The sequence below is a fragment of the Lentilactobacillus sp. SPB1-3 genome (assembly GCF_026913205.2).
Taxonomy (GTDB): Bacteria; Bacillota; Bacilli; order Lactobacillales; family Lactobacillaceae; genus Lentilactobacillus; species Lentilactobacillus terminaliae.
The window spans coordinates 1,389,400-1,406,314 of the sequence record NZ_CP168151.1 but is presented as its reverse complement, the minus strand read 5'-3'; the positions used below and the strand labels follow the sequence as shown (position 1 = coordinate 1,406,314).

18 protein-coding genes are annotated in these 16,915 nt (G+C 38.5%); 17 read left to right on the top strand and 1 reads right to left on the bottom strand.

The window, feature by feature from the left end; all coding sequences use genetic code 11:
* The first annotated feature begins 4 nt into the window (after positions 1-4).
* The 13 genes from O0236_RS07230 (at position 5) to O0236_RS07170 (ending at position 14,260) form a co-directional block, all read left to right on the top strand.
* The gene (locus O0236_RS07230) at positions 5-5,821 is read left to right on the top strand and encodes a phage tail tape measure protein (RefSeq protein WP_372791175.1); all 5,817 of its coding nucleotides are present in this window, start codon (positions 5-7) and stop codon (positions 5,819-5,821) included.
* A gap of 76 nt (positions 5,822-5,897) precedes the next feature.
* Positions 5,898-6,905 carry a phage baseplate protein gene (locus O0236_RS07225; protein ID WP_268914145.1) on the top strand — a complete coding sequence of 336 codons (1,008 nt, stop codon included), beginning with the start codon at positions 5,898-5,900 and terminating at the stop codon, positions 6,903-6,905.
* 11 nt (positions 6,906-6,916) lie between these two features.
* A complete protein-coding gene (locus O0236_RS07220; RefSeq protein WP_268914146.1) occupies positions 6,917-7,384 on the top strand; it encodes a phage baseplate plug protein in 468 nt (155 codons plus the stop codon).
* The gene (locus O0236_RS07215) at positions 7,384-8,760 is read left to right on the top strand and encodes a hypothetical protein (protein WP_268914147.1); all 1,377 of its coding nucleotides are present in this window, start codon (positions 7,384-7,386) and stop codon (positions 8,758-8,760) included. The genes O0236_RS07220 and O0236_RS07215 overlap by 1 nt, the downstream gene beginning before the upstream one ends.
* A gap of 5 nt (positions 8,761-8,765) precedes the next feature.
* Entirely contained in the window at positions 8,766-9,167 is a 402-nt protein-coding gene (locus O0236_RS07210; RefSeq protein ID WP_268914148.1) for a hypothetical protein, read from the top strand.
* Positions 9,168-9,194: 27 nt separating this feature from the next.
* The gene (locus tag O0236_RS07205) at positions 9,195-9,560 is read left to right on the top strand and encodes a DUF2634 domain-containing protein (RefSeq protein ID WP_268914149.1); all 366 of its coding nucleotides are present in this window, start codon (positions 9,195-9,197) and stop codon (positions 9,558-9,560) included.
* Complete coding sequence (locus tag O0236_RS07200) at positions 9,547-10,692, top strand: baseplate J/gp47 family protein (RefSeq protein WP_268914150.1); 1,146 nt, start codon at positions 9,547-9,549, stop codon at positions 10,690-10,692. Before O0236_RS07205 ends, O0236_RS07200 begins: the two co-directional genes overlap by 14 nt.
* Positions 10,685-11,389, top strand: coding sequence for a hypothetical protein (locus tag O0236_RS07195; protein WP_268914151.1), 705 nt, complete (start codon positions 10,685-10,687; stop codon positions 11,387-11,389). The genes O0236_RS07200 and O0236_RS07195 overlap by 8 nt, the downstream gene beginning before the upstream one ends.
* A 58-nt stretch (positions 11,390-11,447) precedes the next feature.
* Positions 11,448-12,530 carry a pyocin knob domain-containing protein gene (locus O0236_RS07190; protein WP_268914152.1) on the top strand — a complete coding sequence of 361 codons (1,083 nt, stop codon included), beginning with the start codon at positions 11,448-11,450 and terminating at the stop codon, positions 12,528-12,530.
* A complete protein-coding gene (locus tag O0236_RS07185) occupies positions 12,530-13,099 on the top strand; it encodes a hypothetical protein (RefSeq protein ID WP_268914153.1) in 570 nt (189 codons plus the stop codon). Before O0236_RS07190 ends, O0236_RS07185 begins: the two co-directional genes overlap by 1 nt.
* A 2-nt stretch (positions 13,100-13,101) precedes the next feature.
* Positions 13,102-13,635 (top strand): hypothetical protein, encoded by a 534-nt coding sequence (locus O0236_RS07180; protein ID WP_268914154.1) that lies wholly within the window; start codon positions 13,102-13,104, stop codon positions 13,633-13,635.
* Between the two features lie 23 nt (positions 13,636-13,658).
* On the top strand, positions 13,659-14,108 hold the full coding sequence (locus tag O0236_RS07175) for a hypothetical protein (protein WP_268914155.1): 450 nt from the start codon (positions 13,659-13,661) through the stop codon (positions 14,106-14,108).
* A gap of 2 nt (positions 14,109-14,110) precedes the next feature.
* Positions 14,111-14,260: an XkdX family protein gene (locus tag O0236_RS07170; protein WP_268914156.1), complete on the top strand. Its 150-nt coding sequence runs from the start codon at positions 14,111-14,113 to the stop codon at positions 14,258-14,260.
* Between the two features lie 62 nt (positions 14,261-14,322).
* On the opposite strand, the gene O0236_RS07165 is transcribed toward O0236_RS07170, so the two are convergent.
* Complete coding sequence (locus O0236_RS07165; protein WP_268914157.1) at positions 14,323-14,940, bottom strand: carbohydrate binding domain-containing protein; 618 nt, start codon at positions 14,938-14,940, stop codon at positions 14,323-14,325.
* A 245-nt stretch (positions 14,941-15,185) separates the two neighbouring features.
* On the opposite strand from O0236_RS07165, the gene O0236_RS07160 reads away from it, so the two are divergent.
* From O0236_RS07160 to O0236_RS07145, 4 genes are read left to right on the top strand one after another with little or no spacing between them, the layout of a single operon-like run.
* A complete protein-coding gene (locus O0236_RS07160; protein ID WP_372791168.1) occupies positions 15,186-15,572 on the top strand; it encodes a hypothetical protein in 387 nt (128 codons plus the stop codon).
* Positions 15,562-15,789, top strand: a complete 228-nt coding sequence (locus tag O0236_RS07155) for a hypothetical protein (RefSeq protein WP_268914160.1) — start codon at positions 15,562-15,564, stop codon at positions 15,787-15,789. The genes O0236_RS07160 and O0236_RS07155 overlap by 11 nt, the downstream gene beginning before the upstream one ends.
* Complete coding sequence (locus O0236_RS07150) at positions 15,789-16,073, top strand: holin (protein ID WP_268914161.1); 285 nt, start codon at positions 15,789-15,791, stop codon at positions 16,071-16,073. The genes O0236_RS07155 and O0236_RS07150 overlap by 1 nt, the downstream gene beginning before the upstream one ends.
* The gene (locus O0236_RS07145) at positions 16,073-16,852 is read left to right on the top strand and encodes an N-acetylmuramoyl-L-alanine amidase (protein WP_268914162.1); all 780 of its coding nucleotides are present in this window, start codon (positions 16,073-16,075) and stop codon (positions 16,850-16,852) included. The genes O0236_RS07150 and O0236_RS07145 overlap by 1 nt, the downstream gene beginning before the upstream one ends.
* Positions 16,853-16,915: the final 63 nt, after the last annotated feature.

Below are 16,915 nucleotides of genomic sequence, written 5' to 3'. Positions count from 1 at the left end.
TCAATTGGCACTAGAAGGCACTCTTCAAAATACAATTAAGCTACCTGTTAGGGTTAACCTAAGAGATTTACGTGCAGCTAACAAGCTGATTCAAAAGATCAACAGTAACGCAGATAAGCTGATCAAGCCACTTGAAAATGTGTCCAAACAGTTTGATTCTTTGTCCAAGAACTCAAAAGAATTCTCGGAAAAGTATCAACGTGACATCAAGCAAGCTACTACCGCTACTAAAGACTTAAATAAGTCGGTTGCTAAGACAAGTAAAGCGGTTGATGATCGTAGCTCATCAGTTGAAAAGAACAACGAAGTTGTCAAACGCAGTACGAATGAAGTTGAAGCTTCTCAAAGTCGTTTAGGTCGCCGTGTTCAACAGTCTACTCGTCACGTCAAAGCTTCTGGTTCAGCAATGAAAAGTATTGGCGATAAGATGGCCAGTGTTGGTAAAGCCGCCTCCGTTGTCTCTTTAGGCATCGGAGCCGGTTTTTTATATTCAGCTAAAGAAGCTAGCAGGCTTCAACATGAATTCAATGTTATCAAGAACTTAGCGGTTACATCTGGTGAAAAACAAGCTGAGGCACAAAAGAATGTGAATGCCATGCAACGAGACGGCGTTAAGTTGTCTGAAAAGTATGGTGTCTCACAAACTGAGATTGCTAAAGGTTATGAAGAACTTGTTCGTCGTGGTTATACAACTAACCAAGCATTAGGGTCACAAAAGACTTATCTAGAAGGTGCGAAAGCTTCTGGAGATAGTTATACCGACGTTGTTAATAACGCCGCTAGTGCCCTTGAACAATTCAACATGAAGAGCAAATCAGTTACCGGTATGGCTAAAGCTACTAAGCTTGCGGTTAACCAAATGGCTTACTCAGCTGATAAAACAGCTACTTCTTTTAGTGATTTAGGGGAAGCAATGAAGTTCGCTGGACCTGATGCTCATGCGGCTCATCAATCATTCCATGAAACCGTTGCTGCAATCGGTCAATTATCAAACTTTGGTATTGATGGATCGCAAGCCGGTACTTCGTTACGTCAAATCTATCAAAGATTGATTAATCCACCTTCAAAAGGTAAAGCGCCAAATGCGATGAAATCAATGGGATTGGATTACAAAGATTTCCGTGATGCAAAAAACGAATTGTTACCAATTCAAGATATCTTTGCTAAACTTGATGCGCACATGAAAGGTATGTCACACACTGATAAAGGTGGTATTTATGCTGCCTTATTCGGTGCGAATGCATCTAGTGCTGCTCAAGCTTTAGGTAGTTCTTACAAGCAATTAAAACAGCTTGATGGTGAAGTTCAACATGCACAAGACCAAGCACATGGCCATGGATATGTTGAGCAATTAGCTCAAAAGAACATGAAAGATTTCAAGTCGCAATTAGAACGTTTAAAGACTTCTAGTGTGGCGGTTGGTACTGAACTAGCTAAAACAATTCTTCCGGCTGCAACTAAAATTTTAGATAAAGTCGCTGGGATTCTAGTTAAGTTTAATTCAATGCCGGCTCCGTTAAAGAAAACAGTAGCGTATGGATCTATTTTGGCTGGTTTGTTTGGCCCTGCACTGATTGGTGCTGGTAAATTGCTTTCAGCGATCAGTACGATAAAAGGTGCAATGGGTGGACTCGCTGGTGCTAGCAAAGGTACCACAGCACTTACAGAAGATGTCGCTAATACATCAGGTGGCGAAGCCACTCGAACCAGTTTAACTGCAAGTCGAACCACTTCTGTAATGAGTAAGGTTGCTAAGGGTGCTATCTTTGCCGATGCTGGTTTCTCAGCTTTTAAAGCTTTTAGAGATGGTCTTGACAGTAAAAAAGGTGGCGCCGAAATCTGGGATGCTGGTGGTAAAGCCGTCGGCGGTTCAATCGGTTTAGCTTTAGGTGGGCCAGTTGGTGCCGCCGCTGGTACTGCTATCGGTGGAAAGATTGCTGATGTAGTTGCTGGTAGCAAACTGGTTAGAGATATTAACGCTAGTGAAAAGGCTAATATTGCTAAGAATGGTAAAGTTAACAATCCTGTTACGACTGGAACAGTTACACACACTAAATCTAAACGTGGTACCGCTGACGTTTATTCAACTGGTTTAGTTACACCTGATTCTCAAGCAACTAATACTTCTAAGTCAGGTAAAAAAGCTAAGCCTTTTGACAAGTTGCCTAAAGATGCTAAACAGGCCATGTCACAAGTTGAGTCGGTATTTTCAGCAAGTAACAAGCGCATTGTTGCTAATTCTAGTACAGATTTGTATACAGCTAACCGTAAAGTTGCTAAACAAGATGCTGGCACTTTTGCCACATTAAATAAGCAACTGGCCTCATATACTAGCAATAGAAGTAAAACTTCGAAGAATAATCTTAATTTGTTAGTTAAAAATGGCGATTTGACTAGGAAGCAAGCTAAAACAGCATTAGCAACGCAGAAGATAGGTGATAAAGGTCGCTTAGAAGATGCCCAAAAAGCAGTTAAAGCAATTGTTAAAGCTGAAAAAAATGGTGGTGAAGGCCGAGAAAAAGCTATTGCCACTGCTAATCAGAAGATTGCTAAATTGTTATCTCACAATAACAACGGAACTTCTAAATACGCTGCTAAACAGAAGATTATTCTTGGCAAGCTTAACGATTCCACCAAAAAGTTGTCTGCTAAGCAAGGCCAAGCTGTTGTTCAAGACTCTTACAAGACGATGAACAAACAAATTAGCTATGCCAATAAGACTTATAAGAGTGCCAAAAGCAGTGCTGATAAGAAATATAAGGCAACGATGAATGCGGCGGATCATGAATACTATGTAACGGGTACGATTTCTAAGAAACAATACAATAGTATTAAGAGTAAAGCCGAAAAGACTCGTGATAAAGCCGTTTCAGCAGCTAATGACCGTAAGAACAAAACCATTGATAAAGCCAAAACTGAACATCAACAAGTTGTTAGTGAAGCTACTAAGCAAACTAAAGGGCATTTAAAGCAAGTCAATAAAGAAACTGGCGAATCTATCAGCGCATTCGAAAAGATGGGCAACGCAATTAGCGGTGTCTTCTCAGGTATTGGCCATGCTTGGGATGTCATGATGAGTCATTTAAAAACACCTAGCAAAAAGCAGATGGATCATATAGTTGGTACAACAACTAAAGGCGCAACTGATAATGCTAAGTTTTTGAATAACTTTGGAAATGGTAAGGGTGGTAAATCCAAACCTAAATCTAAGCCATCATCTGTTGGCCCTTATAACGGTAGCTTAAAAGTTGCTGGTGGTTTTGGTCATGCTTCTGGTGGAGCAATTCGTAAGACCCATGTTGCCATGGTTGGTGAAGGTGGCGAAGAGTTAGCTATTGATAAGCGTACCGGTAAGTTCCGTTTGCTTGGTGCTAATGGACCAATGATGGCAGTTGTTAAAGCAGGAGAACACATTCTCAATGCAAGAGACACTGCCAAAGTTAAATCTGGTGGTTTAGGTAAAGGCATGACGTTACCTGGCTATGCTAAAGGGACTGCTTCACTTAAGAAGCAAACTCAACGTCAATCTAAAGGCAAAGCTGAGACTTATACCTATAACATCAGCAATAAAGGTATTACTAATGCTTCTAAGATGACTAAAAAGTCGATGAAACAAATTAGTAAGTCCATTGTTGGTGGCTATACTACTAGTAACAAGGGTTCATCTAAACAGATGAAGTCGATGCAGAAAAATAGTAATAGCACGATGAAGTCCATTATGAATGGTACCAAAAAGTATTCTCAAAAAACTCAAACCAATACGGTTGGCGATTATGATGATATGCAAAAAGGTGCCAAAAAACAAATGGATCAGATGCAGAAAGATATGCACAATGGTGCCAGTGATATAGTTAGTGATTTTGCTAAAATATTTGGTAAGTTAGATAACTACGCTCATGCTGGTATGGCCAATGCTATAAAGCAAATTAATGCTGGTTTTAGAGGTATTAATTCGGCATTTGGTCAATTCGGAAATGGTTCAGTGCTTACACCTATCAAGTACGCTAAGGGATCTAATGGTAAGATTCCAAATAACCAAATTGCCATGCTGAATGATTCGCCGGTCGGACCTAGGCAAGAGGCGATTGTTAGAAATAACGGTCAAATTGAATTGCCGCAAGGCGATAACACTGTCCAAATGCTACAAAGAGGGGATGCCGTTCTTAACGGTTATCAAACCAAAGAGTTAGCTGACAGGGGTGTTATTCAGCACTACGCAAAGGGTTCCGGCGTTTCTAAGAGTGCACTTGAAAAGATTGCTGCAAGTAAAGCCGCTGACCCTGCGAAGGCATGGGGAAATGACTTTGCCGGTAAAATTGGTTCTATTGGAACTAAGTTTGCTAATAACGTTGCTAAGGGTGTTAAAGCCGGCGGTGGCAAGTCTGGGAAACCATACTATTTGGCTGCGTGGAATGTTATTAATGATATTGTCAGTCAAGGCTCTGGTGGAGCAGGTGGAACTCGTGAAGCATTTCTAAAGTATGCTGAAGAGCATTACACGGGAAAACCTTATAACATGGGATCAATGGGACCCACATATTATGATTGTTCTGCCATGGTAGCATCAGCTTTGAAACATTTTGGTGTAGACATAGGTCGAACAACCGTTGATATGCAAACTAGTGCTGGTGTCCAATCACGTGGACATGATTTAAAGAATACTGTCCCAGGAGATATTGTTGTCTTTGGTCATGGTGGAGGCGCCGCAGGGCACGTTGGTATCATTAAGAATCCTAAAACAGGTTCTATGTTCAACGAAACTCCACCAAGAGCTAGAGTTACTTCAATTGCTGCTGATAAAGGCATGGGATATGAATACTTTAGAGTCAAAGGATTGCATGATGCAGCTAAGAAAAAATCAAACGGGTCTAAACCGTCTAAACGTCTTGAAAAGTTGTTTAAACATCAATTTGGAAAGAAAGCTTTAGGAAAACTTGAGTCTAAATTTAGTGATGACAGCATAGGCGATTTAGGAAGTATGAACTTAGCTGGTGACATTGGAACTAGAGCTCGTCAATTAGCCGCTGCAATTAAAAAGGCTTATCCCTCTGCAACTAATGCTGGTATCGCTGCGGTTCTTGGTAACTGGAAATTTGAATCACAATTGAATCCAGGTGCGGTTAATTCAGGCGGTGGAGCTTCTGGGTTAGGACAATGGCTAGGTGGTCGTAAAGCTAACTTGATTCGTTTTGCTCAAAAACAAGGCAAGAGCTGGCGTAATGCTGGCGTTCAACTAGAATTTGCTTTGTCTCATGACGGTAGCGATAGTAACGTATTACGAAGCGTTTTACGTGGTAAGGGTTCAGTTGCTTCTTTGGCAGCTAAATTCTCAACCGATTGGGAACGTGGTGGATACACACAACAACATGTTAATGGAGCAAGAAGTATCATTGCTGCATTGCATGCTAACGGAGGTTGGGCAGAAAAAGGTAAGGTTAATGTCTTTGGTGAAGTTCCAGGACAACCAGAGGTAGCTATTAACCCTAAAAAGCCTTCCGCTGATCACTTGATCGCCGAAACTATCCAAGCGAGAGCAAAAGAATCTAGTTCATCGCCATTTGCTGGTGTCATGGATTCATTAAAAGCTAAAAAGCAACGTAAATCTCTTAGATCTAAGTTGTCAAAACTGTCGAGTGATAAGTCTAGTCAATTATCATCATTCATGCCTAAAGTTGAGGTACACAATACCTTTAACATTCAAGGCAAGGTTGATGATGATGCTTTAGATGCAATCAGTACTCGTAATGAGAAGTCTATTGAGAATGTCATGAATAAATTATTCAGACAGGTTTACGACAAAATGGAAATGGGAGACGCTTAACATATAGCACAAATTAAAAGGGCTGAATTATCAGCTCTTTTTTCATACATAAAATTATTTAGAAAGGTAGATTATTATGGCGACGACGACTAAAACAACTAAGACAACTACCAAAGCAAAGCCAAAGACTAAACCAGCTACCAAAAAGAATGTTCCGGCAACGACTAAATACAAAGATTTGATGAATGATTTAAAAAAACAAATCACTAGTAAAAAGAAGCAAATTAAAAACGTTAATCCTAAAAGTAAAGATGCTAAGAAAAGAAAGGCAGCCTTTACTAAACAGCTAAGCAAGTTGAACAAGCAATACAACAGTGCCAAAAATAATTATGCTATTGCTAAGGAACAAAGTAAGATTCAAAAGACTCGAGATACAATTTCAGCAAAGATAAAAAAAGATCCAAGATTTAAAACACATGCGTATATCATGCCGAATAATCCTGGAACTAATAGCTCGTATGTATTTATTTTCGTGCAGGATCAATCAACTGATCATGGTAGCTCAATTGCTTCTCAGGCAGTAGAAAAAGGGATGAATATGTCCACAACTTCTCAAATGAATCCGGCAACTGTAAGCATCACGGGAATTATTGGAGGTCGTCAGAAAGATACTATTTCGTCTATTGAGAAAGACTTAGAAAAGATTGAGAAATGGGCCGATAACGGTATTGATATGAAATGGCATGGCAGAAGAATATTTGCTCATGTTCAACTATCAGATTTTACCTCTGATTTTAATTTTGAAGGTGCTGGAACAGGGATTAATTCTTCAAACGTCACATTTTCGCTACAAATTGGTAATTATTTCGAATCTACTGTCAAAAAGAAAAAGGGTACTACTAGCGATGTAGGTACTAAGCCGGTTAACAAAGGTAATAATAATGGTAAAGGTACCAATAAAGACGACAAGAATAATAACAGCAAAGGCAATGGCAATAATACGCATAAGTATATCGTTGCTAAACGTGGTTATACGTACTGGTATGTATCTCAAAAAACGGGTGTTAAGTTAAGCGTTGTTCAAAAGCTTAATAAATATCCGGATCGAGAAATTCCCATTGGCGCTAAAGTTTACTACTCATAAGGAGGAATATCATGAATTCATTTGACGATTTAGAGTTTGCCTTTAATGACCTACCGCAGAAATTCACAGTCACATTAGACAACACTGTGTATAATATGCGGATTTACTACAATCGTTATAGTGACTCGTTTTATGTTGATCTGTTTGATGAAAATGATGTCGAACTAGTCCGTGGTGAAAAGTTAGTGTATGGCATGCCCCTTTGGGGAGATATTAATGATCAACGATTGCCTGTAAAGCTAATCGTGCCAATTGATCCAGATGGGGTTGAAGATACAATTAGTGCTTTGAATTTTCCAAAGAAAGTTAAACTAAGCTTCGTTGGAGAAGAAGCGACTGATGACATTGCATTAAACGATGAATCACAATCGCTAATTGATGACGATGAATTGGCAGACGATGCCGATACTGAAGATGACATTGATGTAGATGTTAACCCATATGGTAATGATCCATATATTGGAAGCGGTGAGGAATAATGCAATTGGTTCACTTTTATACACGAATTGAATTACGCAATAAGGGCAAGCTAGTGTACACCTTAAAATCGATGCAGGCGAAGCCATACAATGCAGCTGTTGATGTCACGATTAATTATTCCAATGATGATACACCGTCAACCACTGATGTAACGCTACACGGATTGATCAAAAGCAATTCCGATAAATTCATAAAAGGTAGTCAAGTCGACATTTATGCCGGCTTTTTTAATTCAGATAAAACCGTGCATCTCATCAAGCATCAAGTACACGGAACAATTACCACAATACAACCTCGTAAAAACGATTCTGGTGATTGGCAATTAACTTTTACAATGCAAGATGGAGAGAAGTATGACAATTTAAAGCCAATCAAAGTTAAACAGAGTAAAAACGTGAGATTAGTGGCCTCACAAAAAAGTTTAGAGTCTAAAATCAGAGAATTTAATTCTAGCTATAATAAACAATTTAATTTATGGCGTGACAAAAATCCGCACGCAACTGATAAGCAGGTTAAAGATAAGCGTCGACACTACACTAATTTAAAGAAAGCGGCTCGAACAGAGCTTTCCTCAAGTTGGAATAAGAAGCGCAAATATTTGAACGCTCATAAAAAGTATCAGAAAAAAACTATTTATCAGGCACTTTCTTTTAAAGCTGGTACTAAGGGTTCGGCAATCATAAAAAAGGTTGCTAAAGAAGCCGGTATTTCAATTGGTAAAGTCGATGTAGTTTACGATCATGTTTACTTAAAAGGTTATGTTGCCAAGAAGAAACCAATGAATGTGATCCGAGAGGTCGCCGGTGATTGTAATACTAATTGTTATTGGCAACATGGATATTTGATGATTAAGGACTTTGCTAAGCAAACCAAACTAAGCTATGTGGCCACTCCGGAAACTGGATTATTGCAACCACCTGAATATCAAGAGGATAGTGAGAACGGACAGTCTTGGGAGTTATCTTTGTTGTATAACCCAGATATGACAACTGGGGTAGTTTTTAAAGTTAAACATCCATTATCAGACTTAAAGGGCTGGGTCATTGTTTTAACTGGCACTAATACAATCAGTTCCGGAAGCACCCCAACTAGCGATGTGACGGTGATGCTATACGACGATTACAAAGCGCAACAAGCCAAAAAAGTTAAAAATGCGAAGAATAAAGATGCCAGCACTGCTAAAAAAATCGCCGAACAGAAAAAGAAAGAGAAAGCAAAAAAAGACAAAGAAAAAACGAAAGACGCTAAATCTAAGCGGGCTATTCGTCGTAATTCTCATAAGTTAGATCAACAAGATGCTCAAAAAGAAAAAGACAAGGAAAAGGATAAAAATAAGGATAAGAATTCCGATAAGAATAAAAAGAAAGGCAAGTGACAATTGTGGCCAAAAAGGAACCAGATTGGATTACGTTAGTTGTAAAAAATATCTTATCAATGGCTAACAAGAGTATTCAAGTAGCCTACATTGGCAAAATAACTAAATTAACACCACCTACAGCAAGTATCCAGCCATTGGCTGTCATCAGTGGCAAGAAGCAGAATATTGTTCCTAAGGCCCGTTTTATCACACTGCCGTTAGAGTATACCGATGATCGTGGCGATAAATCTCAGAATGCGCATCTAAACTACAAAGATGGCGATAATGTTTTGGTAGTTGTTTTAGATAAAGATGATATGTACTTCACTAACAAAGGTACTTTTAAAGTAGATTCTGACAGAATGCATGCTTCGGATTTTTCAATCGTAGTTGGTAAAGTCGCTGACGCTGATGATTTTAAATAGTTTAAATTACTTAAAGGAGGTGATGTTGTGGCCGTAGATTTCGCATACGATCAAAATGGGGACTTGTTAATGAACAATGGTTCACCAATGTTTATTTCTGGTTTAGAAGAATTAAAGCAAGCGTTATCCTTCATTTTACAAACACCTAAAGGTTACTGGATCGATGAAGATGTTGGCATGGATTTCGAGTGGATTTTAAATGGTTATGATGAAGCTGGAGCCAAAAAAGCTGTTGAAGATACGCTATTACAGGATAAACGTGTCACCGAAGTCACTTACGTGGAACCAGAGTATCAAGCTAATCAACGAACAGTGATCTTTGCAATCAAATGCCAAAGCACATTAGGTGAACTTGATTTTACAAAGGAGGTGAATATTGATGCCATTAACTAGTGATGATGGTTATTTTGTACCAGATGAAGCTGATGTTAGAGCCTCAATTGTAAAAGTTGCTCAAGGAAACATGGGCACTGATATCGATACATCGGCTGGTAGCCCCTTAGGCCAAATGATCACTGCTTGGGCCAGTATGCTTTATGACGTGGAATTACACGCACAAGATGTATATGATTCAGCTTTTACTGATTTGGCTACAGGGATTTCATTAGATCGAAAGGGTAGTAACGTTGGTATACAAAGAAACTTAGCGCAACCAGCGCAAGTAAATATGCATATTATCGGACAATCAGGGTATTTAGTTGATGAGGGCACTGAATTCTTAACCGATAATGGTGACAGTTTTAAAACCAGCGAAGATGTCCAAATTGGTGATGACGGTACTGTTGATGTAATTGCTTATAGTGATGATGCAGCTAGTTACACAAATGTTGATGCGAATACGATTGTCAATCAATCTAATCCTGTAGATGAAATTACTAGCATTAATAATCCGGAAGCTGCGTATGGTGGTGTAGATCTGGAGACTGACTTTGATTTTAGACAAAGAATTAAAGCCAATAACAAGTCAAGGCCAGGCCCAACTGATGAAGGATTACAGACGGCCATTTTAAATGTTCCTGGAGTTACCGGAGTTAGCTTGCAAGACAATCGCACTAACCAAGTTGATCAATATGGTAATCCAGCTTTTAGTATGCATTTTTTTGTTTCCGGAGGAAATCCACAAGAAGTAGGTCAGGCGATTGCTGATAACTTAGCTGGTGGGGCGATGACGGTTGGTTCACAAGAATATCACTATGATATTTTAGGATCTGATGTGGAAATTCACTTTGATTCAGCCGAGACAGTACCGATTAAATTCAAAATTACTTTAACTGCATCAGGTGGATATAACGAAGATGCTATTAAACAAGCTGTCGGAGACTTTTTAGATGATTTTGATATGGGTAAGACGATTATTCTAAACCGCCTTTATCAATACATTTATGATTTAATCGGGGTTGAAGAGATTACGGATATTGAGGCTAGTACCGATGGTGTTAACTATTCAACTAGCAACATCCAGCTGAAACAAAATCAACTTGGTTCTACTTCAGACGATGCGATTGAGGTGATAGTCAATGAGTAATGACGATTTACAAAATGGTCAAACTTTTAATGACTTTCATCGTGAAAATATCACTAAATTTGTTGGTTTTCGTTCAAATATTCAAGGTACCGAATTTGATAAATTCCATAAATTTATTGATAGTCTAGTATTCACAGAACATCAAAACTTAGATGAACGAGATAGGGCTTACGATATCGACTATGCTAGTGGTTTAGAACTAGATGACATCGGCGATGACTTTGATATTGAACGTAATGGATTAGATGATGAGAACTATCGTTTTTTACTAAAATCGCACAGTTTAAGCGTTAATTCGGACGGTACTTGGCGAACTATTAAACAAAATGCGGCTGCTTTACTGGGATGTGATCCAGAAGATGTCGATATTGTCCGAAGTCGCCAATTAAAAGACGGTGTCTTACAAGGCGACCCGAATACGATTGAAATTGTTGATATTGATGTAACTAAAATCACTCACGGCAATTTACTAACTAAGATTGCTGACGAATTGCAGAAATCAATGACGGCTGGATATACAATCAAACAGCTTGGCTTTGCTGCTAGTGCTAGCGTACAAACTTATGTTGGTGTTGGCATGTCAGGACATGCAGAAGCTACTTTTGACATTCCACCGTACGTTGAAGTTAAGAAAAATATTAAAGCCAACACTTATATAGGTGTTGGAATAAAATTTGATTATTATGTACAAATTTAGTTACGCAATCTATGGGTTGCGTATTTTTTATACCCAAAATTAAGGAGGGACGTAACCATTGGAATATAATTCAAAAAGTTTGACTCGAGATGGAGCAACACTCTTTGCTCAGGCCGACCAACAAAAACAAGCAATTATCTTCGATAAAATGATTGTTTCTGACAAAGTTATTACCGAAGGTACTGATATTTCAGCATTGACGGTTGCAGATTTTACTAATAGTAAACAATTCGACGTGAATAACGTTACTCAATCTAGTAGTACGTTTAGTGCGACATCAGTTATGGCTAACGATGGTTTAACTGCTAATTTTAGTATCTCGTTAGTTGGTTTAATAGCTCATTTAGCTAACACTACTGAACAACATTTGGTGGCTGTAATGATTGGTAATGATCCATTTATTTTGCCACCAGAAAGCGGTGTGCCTTTTAGATTTGTGGCCACTATTTCCGTGGGTTATTCAGCATCACAAGATGTTCATATGCAAGTGAATGATGATGTTTACATTACACAAGCTGATTTAGCAGGACTACTTTCTAATAGTGGTTTTGCTACACAGACATATGTTGACGATGCAATTAAAAACAACAAAGTGACTTTACCTGACGACCTTGTGACTACTGAAGATACTAAAAATTGGCAGAAATATAAGCTAACTTCTGATGATGGAAAAGCTATTAACTATACCGGAGATGTTAATGATCTAAAGACAGCGGGTCAATATTTCGTTAAAAATCCATCTCACGTGCCTGACTCTGGTGCTTGGTGGTTCGTTGACGTTAAAGTTAGCCCAGATGCTGGTACAATTGTAATCCATCAAAGTGCCCACGGAGACAACTTTGATATGTTCTGGGAACGCACTTGTCGCAATGGCGTTTGGAGTGATTGGGCTAAACGTATTTCTGGAGTCGACCTTGAAAATCGTTTAGCAACATTTGCTAAAACAATTACTGATTCAATCATGGCTAAGATTGTCGACCCTAACACCGGTCAGGCCAAGATTAAGATGAACTTTAACTACGGCGATTTAACAGTCGATACTGACCCGGTTGTGCCTATCGTTAAGGTTGCTGATGAAGCTACTGCAACAAGTCGTGAAGCAACTCATCCTAACACACAACATGAATGGGGTGAATCATAATGGGAGCTCATATTGAAAAACAACTTGTTACTGGAGTTAAGCAAGGTGGCACGATGATCTATGATAATCAACCAATACCACTATGGCAGGGACCGAATGCATTTATCAATGTCGAGACCAATGTGCCATTAGCACTGAACTCCGTAACAATTCCACTAACTAAACCTATTTCAACTTTGAAAACAGGTCTGAAATTTGTTAGTTCACGGGGAGATGATGGTGGGGTTAAGGCCGTTTATTTACCCAATAAAAACTATATGGCTTCTTCAACAGATTATACGCAAGTAACAAGTGATAAAAACGTTATCGATACTGATTATCCCCTAGAAGTTACTATCAATGCTGCGTTATTAATCTCCAACAAATCAGTACAATTTTTACCAGCTAAAACTTCGACCACTAAAGATATTTACCAAGTTTTCGTTGACTATGTAAATGATACAACCATTAAATTTAGAACAGTCATAAATGGAATCAATGCTGATAAAACCATGTTGCACACCGATTATGCTAACAGTACAGATAAGTACAACGCTTATCCAATCGTTGACAAGATTGTGGAGGTGTAGTCATGGGAGCAAGATTTCATCAAACGTCAATTTGGGACGGCAAGTTACCAGTGGGCAAAATGGTAGTTGAACATTATCCGTTTGTTATTAATGGTTACGGCACCGGTTGGACAGGTGTAGGTATTTACAACTGGAAAACTAACAATGGTATTCCGATAGTTGATATTAAAAAGTTAAAAAATGGCATTTGTATTGAAATTAGCAAATGGATTTGGGCAGTACAGGGATCATCAACGGCATTTTACAATTATACTGAAACACCACTTAACTCTAGTAATTTCACTTTGAACAAGTATTCGCCTTTCTACCTAACTAAAGAACAATTGCAATCCGGTATGGACATCGAAATATTTAGTGGCCAAATGATTGGTGCTTCTTATGCAGATGTCAATCTGTCGGTTAAATTGTCTAGTGGAAACCTTATTTTTACTTTCAAAGGTGGGCAAAGTAATGGTACATACACCAACTCAATTGCAGCTGGTGGATATGCAGGTGAATATGCAGGATTTGTTATTGATTCAATTACAGCCTACTAGGCTATAAACAAGGAGGAAACACAATGGATTATTACATTACAAAAGACGACAAAGGTTTCGTCGATGTTTTACCAGAACTGGAACCCAAAGACGGGTATACAAAGGTCGAAGTAGCAGAAACGGATAAGGAATATTTCTTACGCTACTACGACAAGTATCGGGTAGATGATGACGGCAGACTACAAGCACCAGGAAACTTGCCAGATATCTCAATAGACACGTTGGTTAATACAATTAATCAGCAACAAGATCAAATTACTCAACAAACGAGCAATATTAATGGCCTACAATCATCATTGAAATATGCTATTGACGCCCAAAATGATGCAAAAACTCAGTTCACAAATACTAATAAGCAATTCCAAGTACAATTTTTATCACTGCAGAAACAAATTCTAGAATTACAAAAGGCTATCACTGGAGCTTCTCAAACAACTGCTACTACTGATACTACAGAAAAGGAAGGTGCATAATTATGGAAAACACATTATTCACTTCGCCAAACATTGATGACGCTAAAATTTATGCATCATGGGGTATGGATATTTCATTCATGGTGCCTTGGTCAATTACACCAGAACAATATAAAGAAATTACCGGACAAGATTACAAGCCAGTTGAATAGAATAATAAAAAGCCGCCTAGATAAAACAAAGCGGCTTTTTACATAAACTATTTTTGGCTTGATTATTTTACTTCGGTTAATTTAACGTTTCTAACTGCCATAGGAGTTTCACTTGCGGGAGTTCCTTTGCTACCTGTAACAAATCCTGTCTCTAAAACATTCCAGCTACCGATGGCACCATTTGCAGGAACAGAATATGATTGAGTGTGTTTAACCCATTTGCCGGATTGGTTTGTAAGTTTAATAAAAGTGCCTTCACCTGGTATGTCCCCAATTGGAGTATGAACAATTGGTTCAAATAATAATTGGCTTGAGCTAGTACCTTTATATTCGAAACTCATTTGATATTTTTTTAATGGAGCAGTTGATATATCTTGTCCTAGAGCGGCTCCAGAATCAGGTACAGGATTGGTAAGTTCCGCGTAATTACCGTTTTCATCAGTTTTTACTGAAACGGCACCACCACCAAAGCCTCCTGATATCCATGAATCAAGGCCTTGACTAAAATCACCATTTTGCATCAAATTATCTTCTGATTCATTAACGGTTGATGTTTTTATCTCATGCTTAACCACGGATGATATATCTGTAGTCGCAGCATTTACTGGGATTGCGCTTCCAAATGCAAGACCACCTAAAATAGCAGCTGTACCTAATACAATATTAAATGATTTTTTCATAAGTGAAGCCTCCTTGTGTAATTTGGAACAATATAAATTTATCATTCACTTTTATAACGTTCAAATTTAACGCCTGATGAATGATAAGTGCTTATTTATATGAATTTCTATTGAATTGCTGGCATTTAGTACAACCTATTTTAATTGTTCATCATTGAACTATATAAATCTTAAAATATTTCATTTATTAAGAAACAGAATTAAGTGAATTTATTTTTACACAAAAATAATAGAAAGGGGGTGGAATGACGTTGCTTTGTAGACTAAAAAAATACGCTGACCACCTCATAATTGGTACCGCACTGATTGGCATCGGTATCTACTTGATTGCTCATGATCATTACTTTCAGTGGCCACCAATGGCTACACCGTTAGCTAATGATGATTTATTTGGCGGACTATATTTAATCTGTGGGTTAGCAATTGCCTGGTGGGTTATGTCAAAGCATCACTCGCCACATTTAAATTCTGTTCTACTCACAATTGCTACTTTGCTCATGGCATTCTTGTCAGTTTATCAATTCCTGAATTTTATTTTTGCGGGAAGCGATTATATGCCATGGATTTCAAATTTAGCTCTAACTGCAATGATTTTCACTACGGCAGATCGGAGTGATTCCAGTGAGCAATGATCTTATCAAACAGCTTTTGACAATCATTCCAACCATATTAGCAGGAGCATATACATTTTATTTATCCCGTAAAAAATCCATCCATCAAATCGAACAAGATGATGTTAACTCTTGGATGACTTTATATTTTGAGATGAAGGATCGTGCTGAGCATGCTGACAAGAGAGCGGACAAATTACAGAAAGAATTAGATGAATTAAGAAAGAAGGAACGATAATGGATTTAATCCAAGAATTAAACTTAGGATCAACGGCCGAACTGATGATTACAGTTTTGGTCGTTTTTTGTATCACGCAGGCATTTAAGACGACTTCATTAGGCAATCATTACCTGCCTTGGATTGCCATGTTTGTCGGCGTGATTGCAGGTATCGTTGCAGTTGCTGCTACTGGTGATAGTAACTACGTAGCCAGTGGAGTTATGGGCTTACTAGTCGGTGGTTTCACCTGTGGATTATTTGACGGTTTCAAGGGTTTCAAGCAAATTGGAGGTACTAAGTAATGGGATACTCAATTAACAAGACGTTTGCTCTCTCAGGTAATGAAGGTGACGGAAGAACTGCTGTTAAGCGATTTATTATTGCTCATGATACCGGTAACGACAATAACAAAGGTAAGGGTTCGGCTCATAACGAGGCGAGTTATATGAAGTCACACTTCGAAGCTGCTTATACGCATTTCATCGTTGATGACCAAGCCATCTACCAAGTTGGTGAACCTGGTTACGTTGCCTGGGGTGCACTTGATGCTAACCCTTACGCACCAATGCAGGTCGAACTAGCGCATGTTGACTCACAAGCACGGTTCAACGAATCTTATAAGAGATATATCTGGCTATTGAGATATTATGCGAACAAATATAATATTCCTTTGACGCTAGATGCTGGCGGTCAAGGTACACCAGGGATTAAGTCGCATAAATGGGTTACTAAGAATTTTGGTGGTGATCACGTTGACCCGTATGGATACCTATCAAAATGGGGTATCTCTAAAGCTCAATTTGCTAAAGACTTAAAGAATGGTTTAGATGGTGTTAGCACACCAACAACTTCTAATAAGCCTGAGTACTATAAGACAAAAGGTTTGTACGAAGTAACCGTTAAGCAAGTCAATGCGTACAAAGATATCAAGGCCCAACAAAAACGTTCTGTTCGGCTTACTAAAGGAAGTCGTTTCTATGCTAAGCCTAAGAAGTATGGTAAGATTTATCGCTTCAAAACTGCAGTGGGTTACATCACGGCAAACAAATCATACGTAAAGTTTATTAAAGCAGTGAAATAGTAGTACAATAACAAAATAAATATCAGGAATAATTTCTGTTCTACACAAAAATGCGCTCACTTC

What these genes read in the sequence shown, in the direction of transcription:
- O0236_RS07185 (WP_268914153.1), top strand. Translation starts at nt 12,530, where the DNA reads ATGGGAGCTCATATTGAAAAACAACTTGTTACTGGAGTTAAGCAAGGT.
- O0236_RS07175 (WP_268914155.1), top strand. Translation starts at nt 13,659, where the DNA reads ATGGATTATTACATTACAAAAGACGACAAAGGTTTCGTCGATGTTTTA.
- O0236_RS07170 (WP_268914156.1), top strand. Translation starts at nt 14,111, where the DNA reads ATGGAAAACACATTATTCACTTCGCCAAACATTGATGACGCTAAAATT.
- O0236_RS07195 (WP_268914151.1), top strand. Translation starts at nt 10,685, where the DNA reads ATGAGTAATGACGATTTACAAAATGGTCAAACTTTTAATGACTTTCAT.
- O0236_RS07150 (WP_268914161.1), top strand. Translation starts at nt 15,789, where the DNA reads ATGGATTTAATCCAAGAATTAAACTTAGGATCAACGGCCGAACTGATG.
- O0236_RS07165 (WP_268914157.1), bottom strand. Translation starts at nt 14,940, where the DNA reads ATGAAAAAATCATTTAATATTGTATTAGGTACAGCTGCTATTTTAGGT.
- O0236_RS07225 (WP_268914145.1), top strand. Translation starts at nt 5,898, where the DNA reads ATGGCGACGACGACTAAAACAACTAAGACAACTACCAAAGCAAAGCCA.
- O0236_RS07180 (WP_268914154.1), top strand. Translation starts at nt 13,102, where the DNA reads ATGGGAGCAAGATTTCATCAAACGTCAATTTGGGACGGCAAGTTACCA.
- O0236_RS07145 (WP_268914162.1), top strand. Translation starts at nt 16,073, where the DNA reads ATGGGATACTCAATTAACAAGACGTTTGCTCTCTCAGGTAATGAAGGT.
- O0236_RS07160 (WP_372791168.1), top strand. Translation starts at nt 15,186, where the DNA reads ATGACGTTGCTTTGTAGACTAAAAAAATACGCTGACCACCTCATAATT.
- O0236_RS07200 (WP_268914150.1), top strand. Translation starts at nt 9,547, where the DNA reads ATGCCATTAACTAGTGATGATGGTTATTTTGTACCAGATGAAGCTGAT.
- O0236_RS07215 (WP_268914147.1), top strand. Translation starts at nt 7,384, where the DNA reads ATGCAATTGGTTCACTTTTATACACGAATTGAATTACGCAATAAGGGC.
- O0236_RS07220 (WP_268914146.1), top strand. Translation starts at nt 6,917, where the DNA reads ATGAATTCATTTGACGATTTAGAGTTTGCCTTTAATGACCTACCGCAG.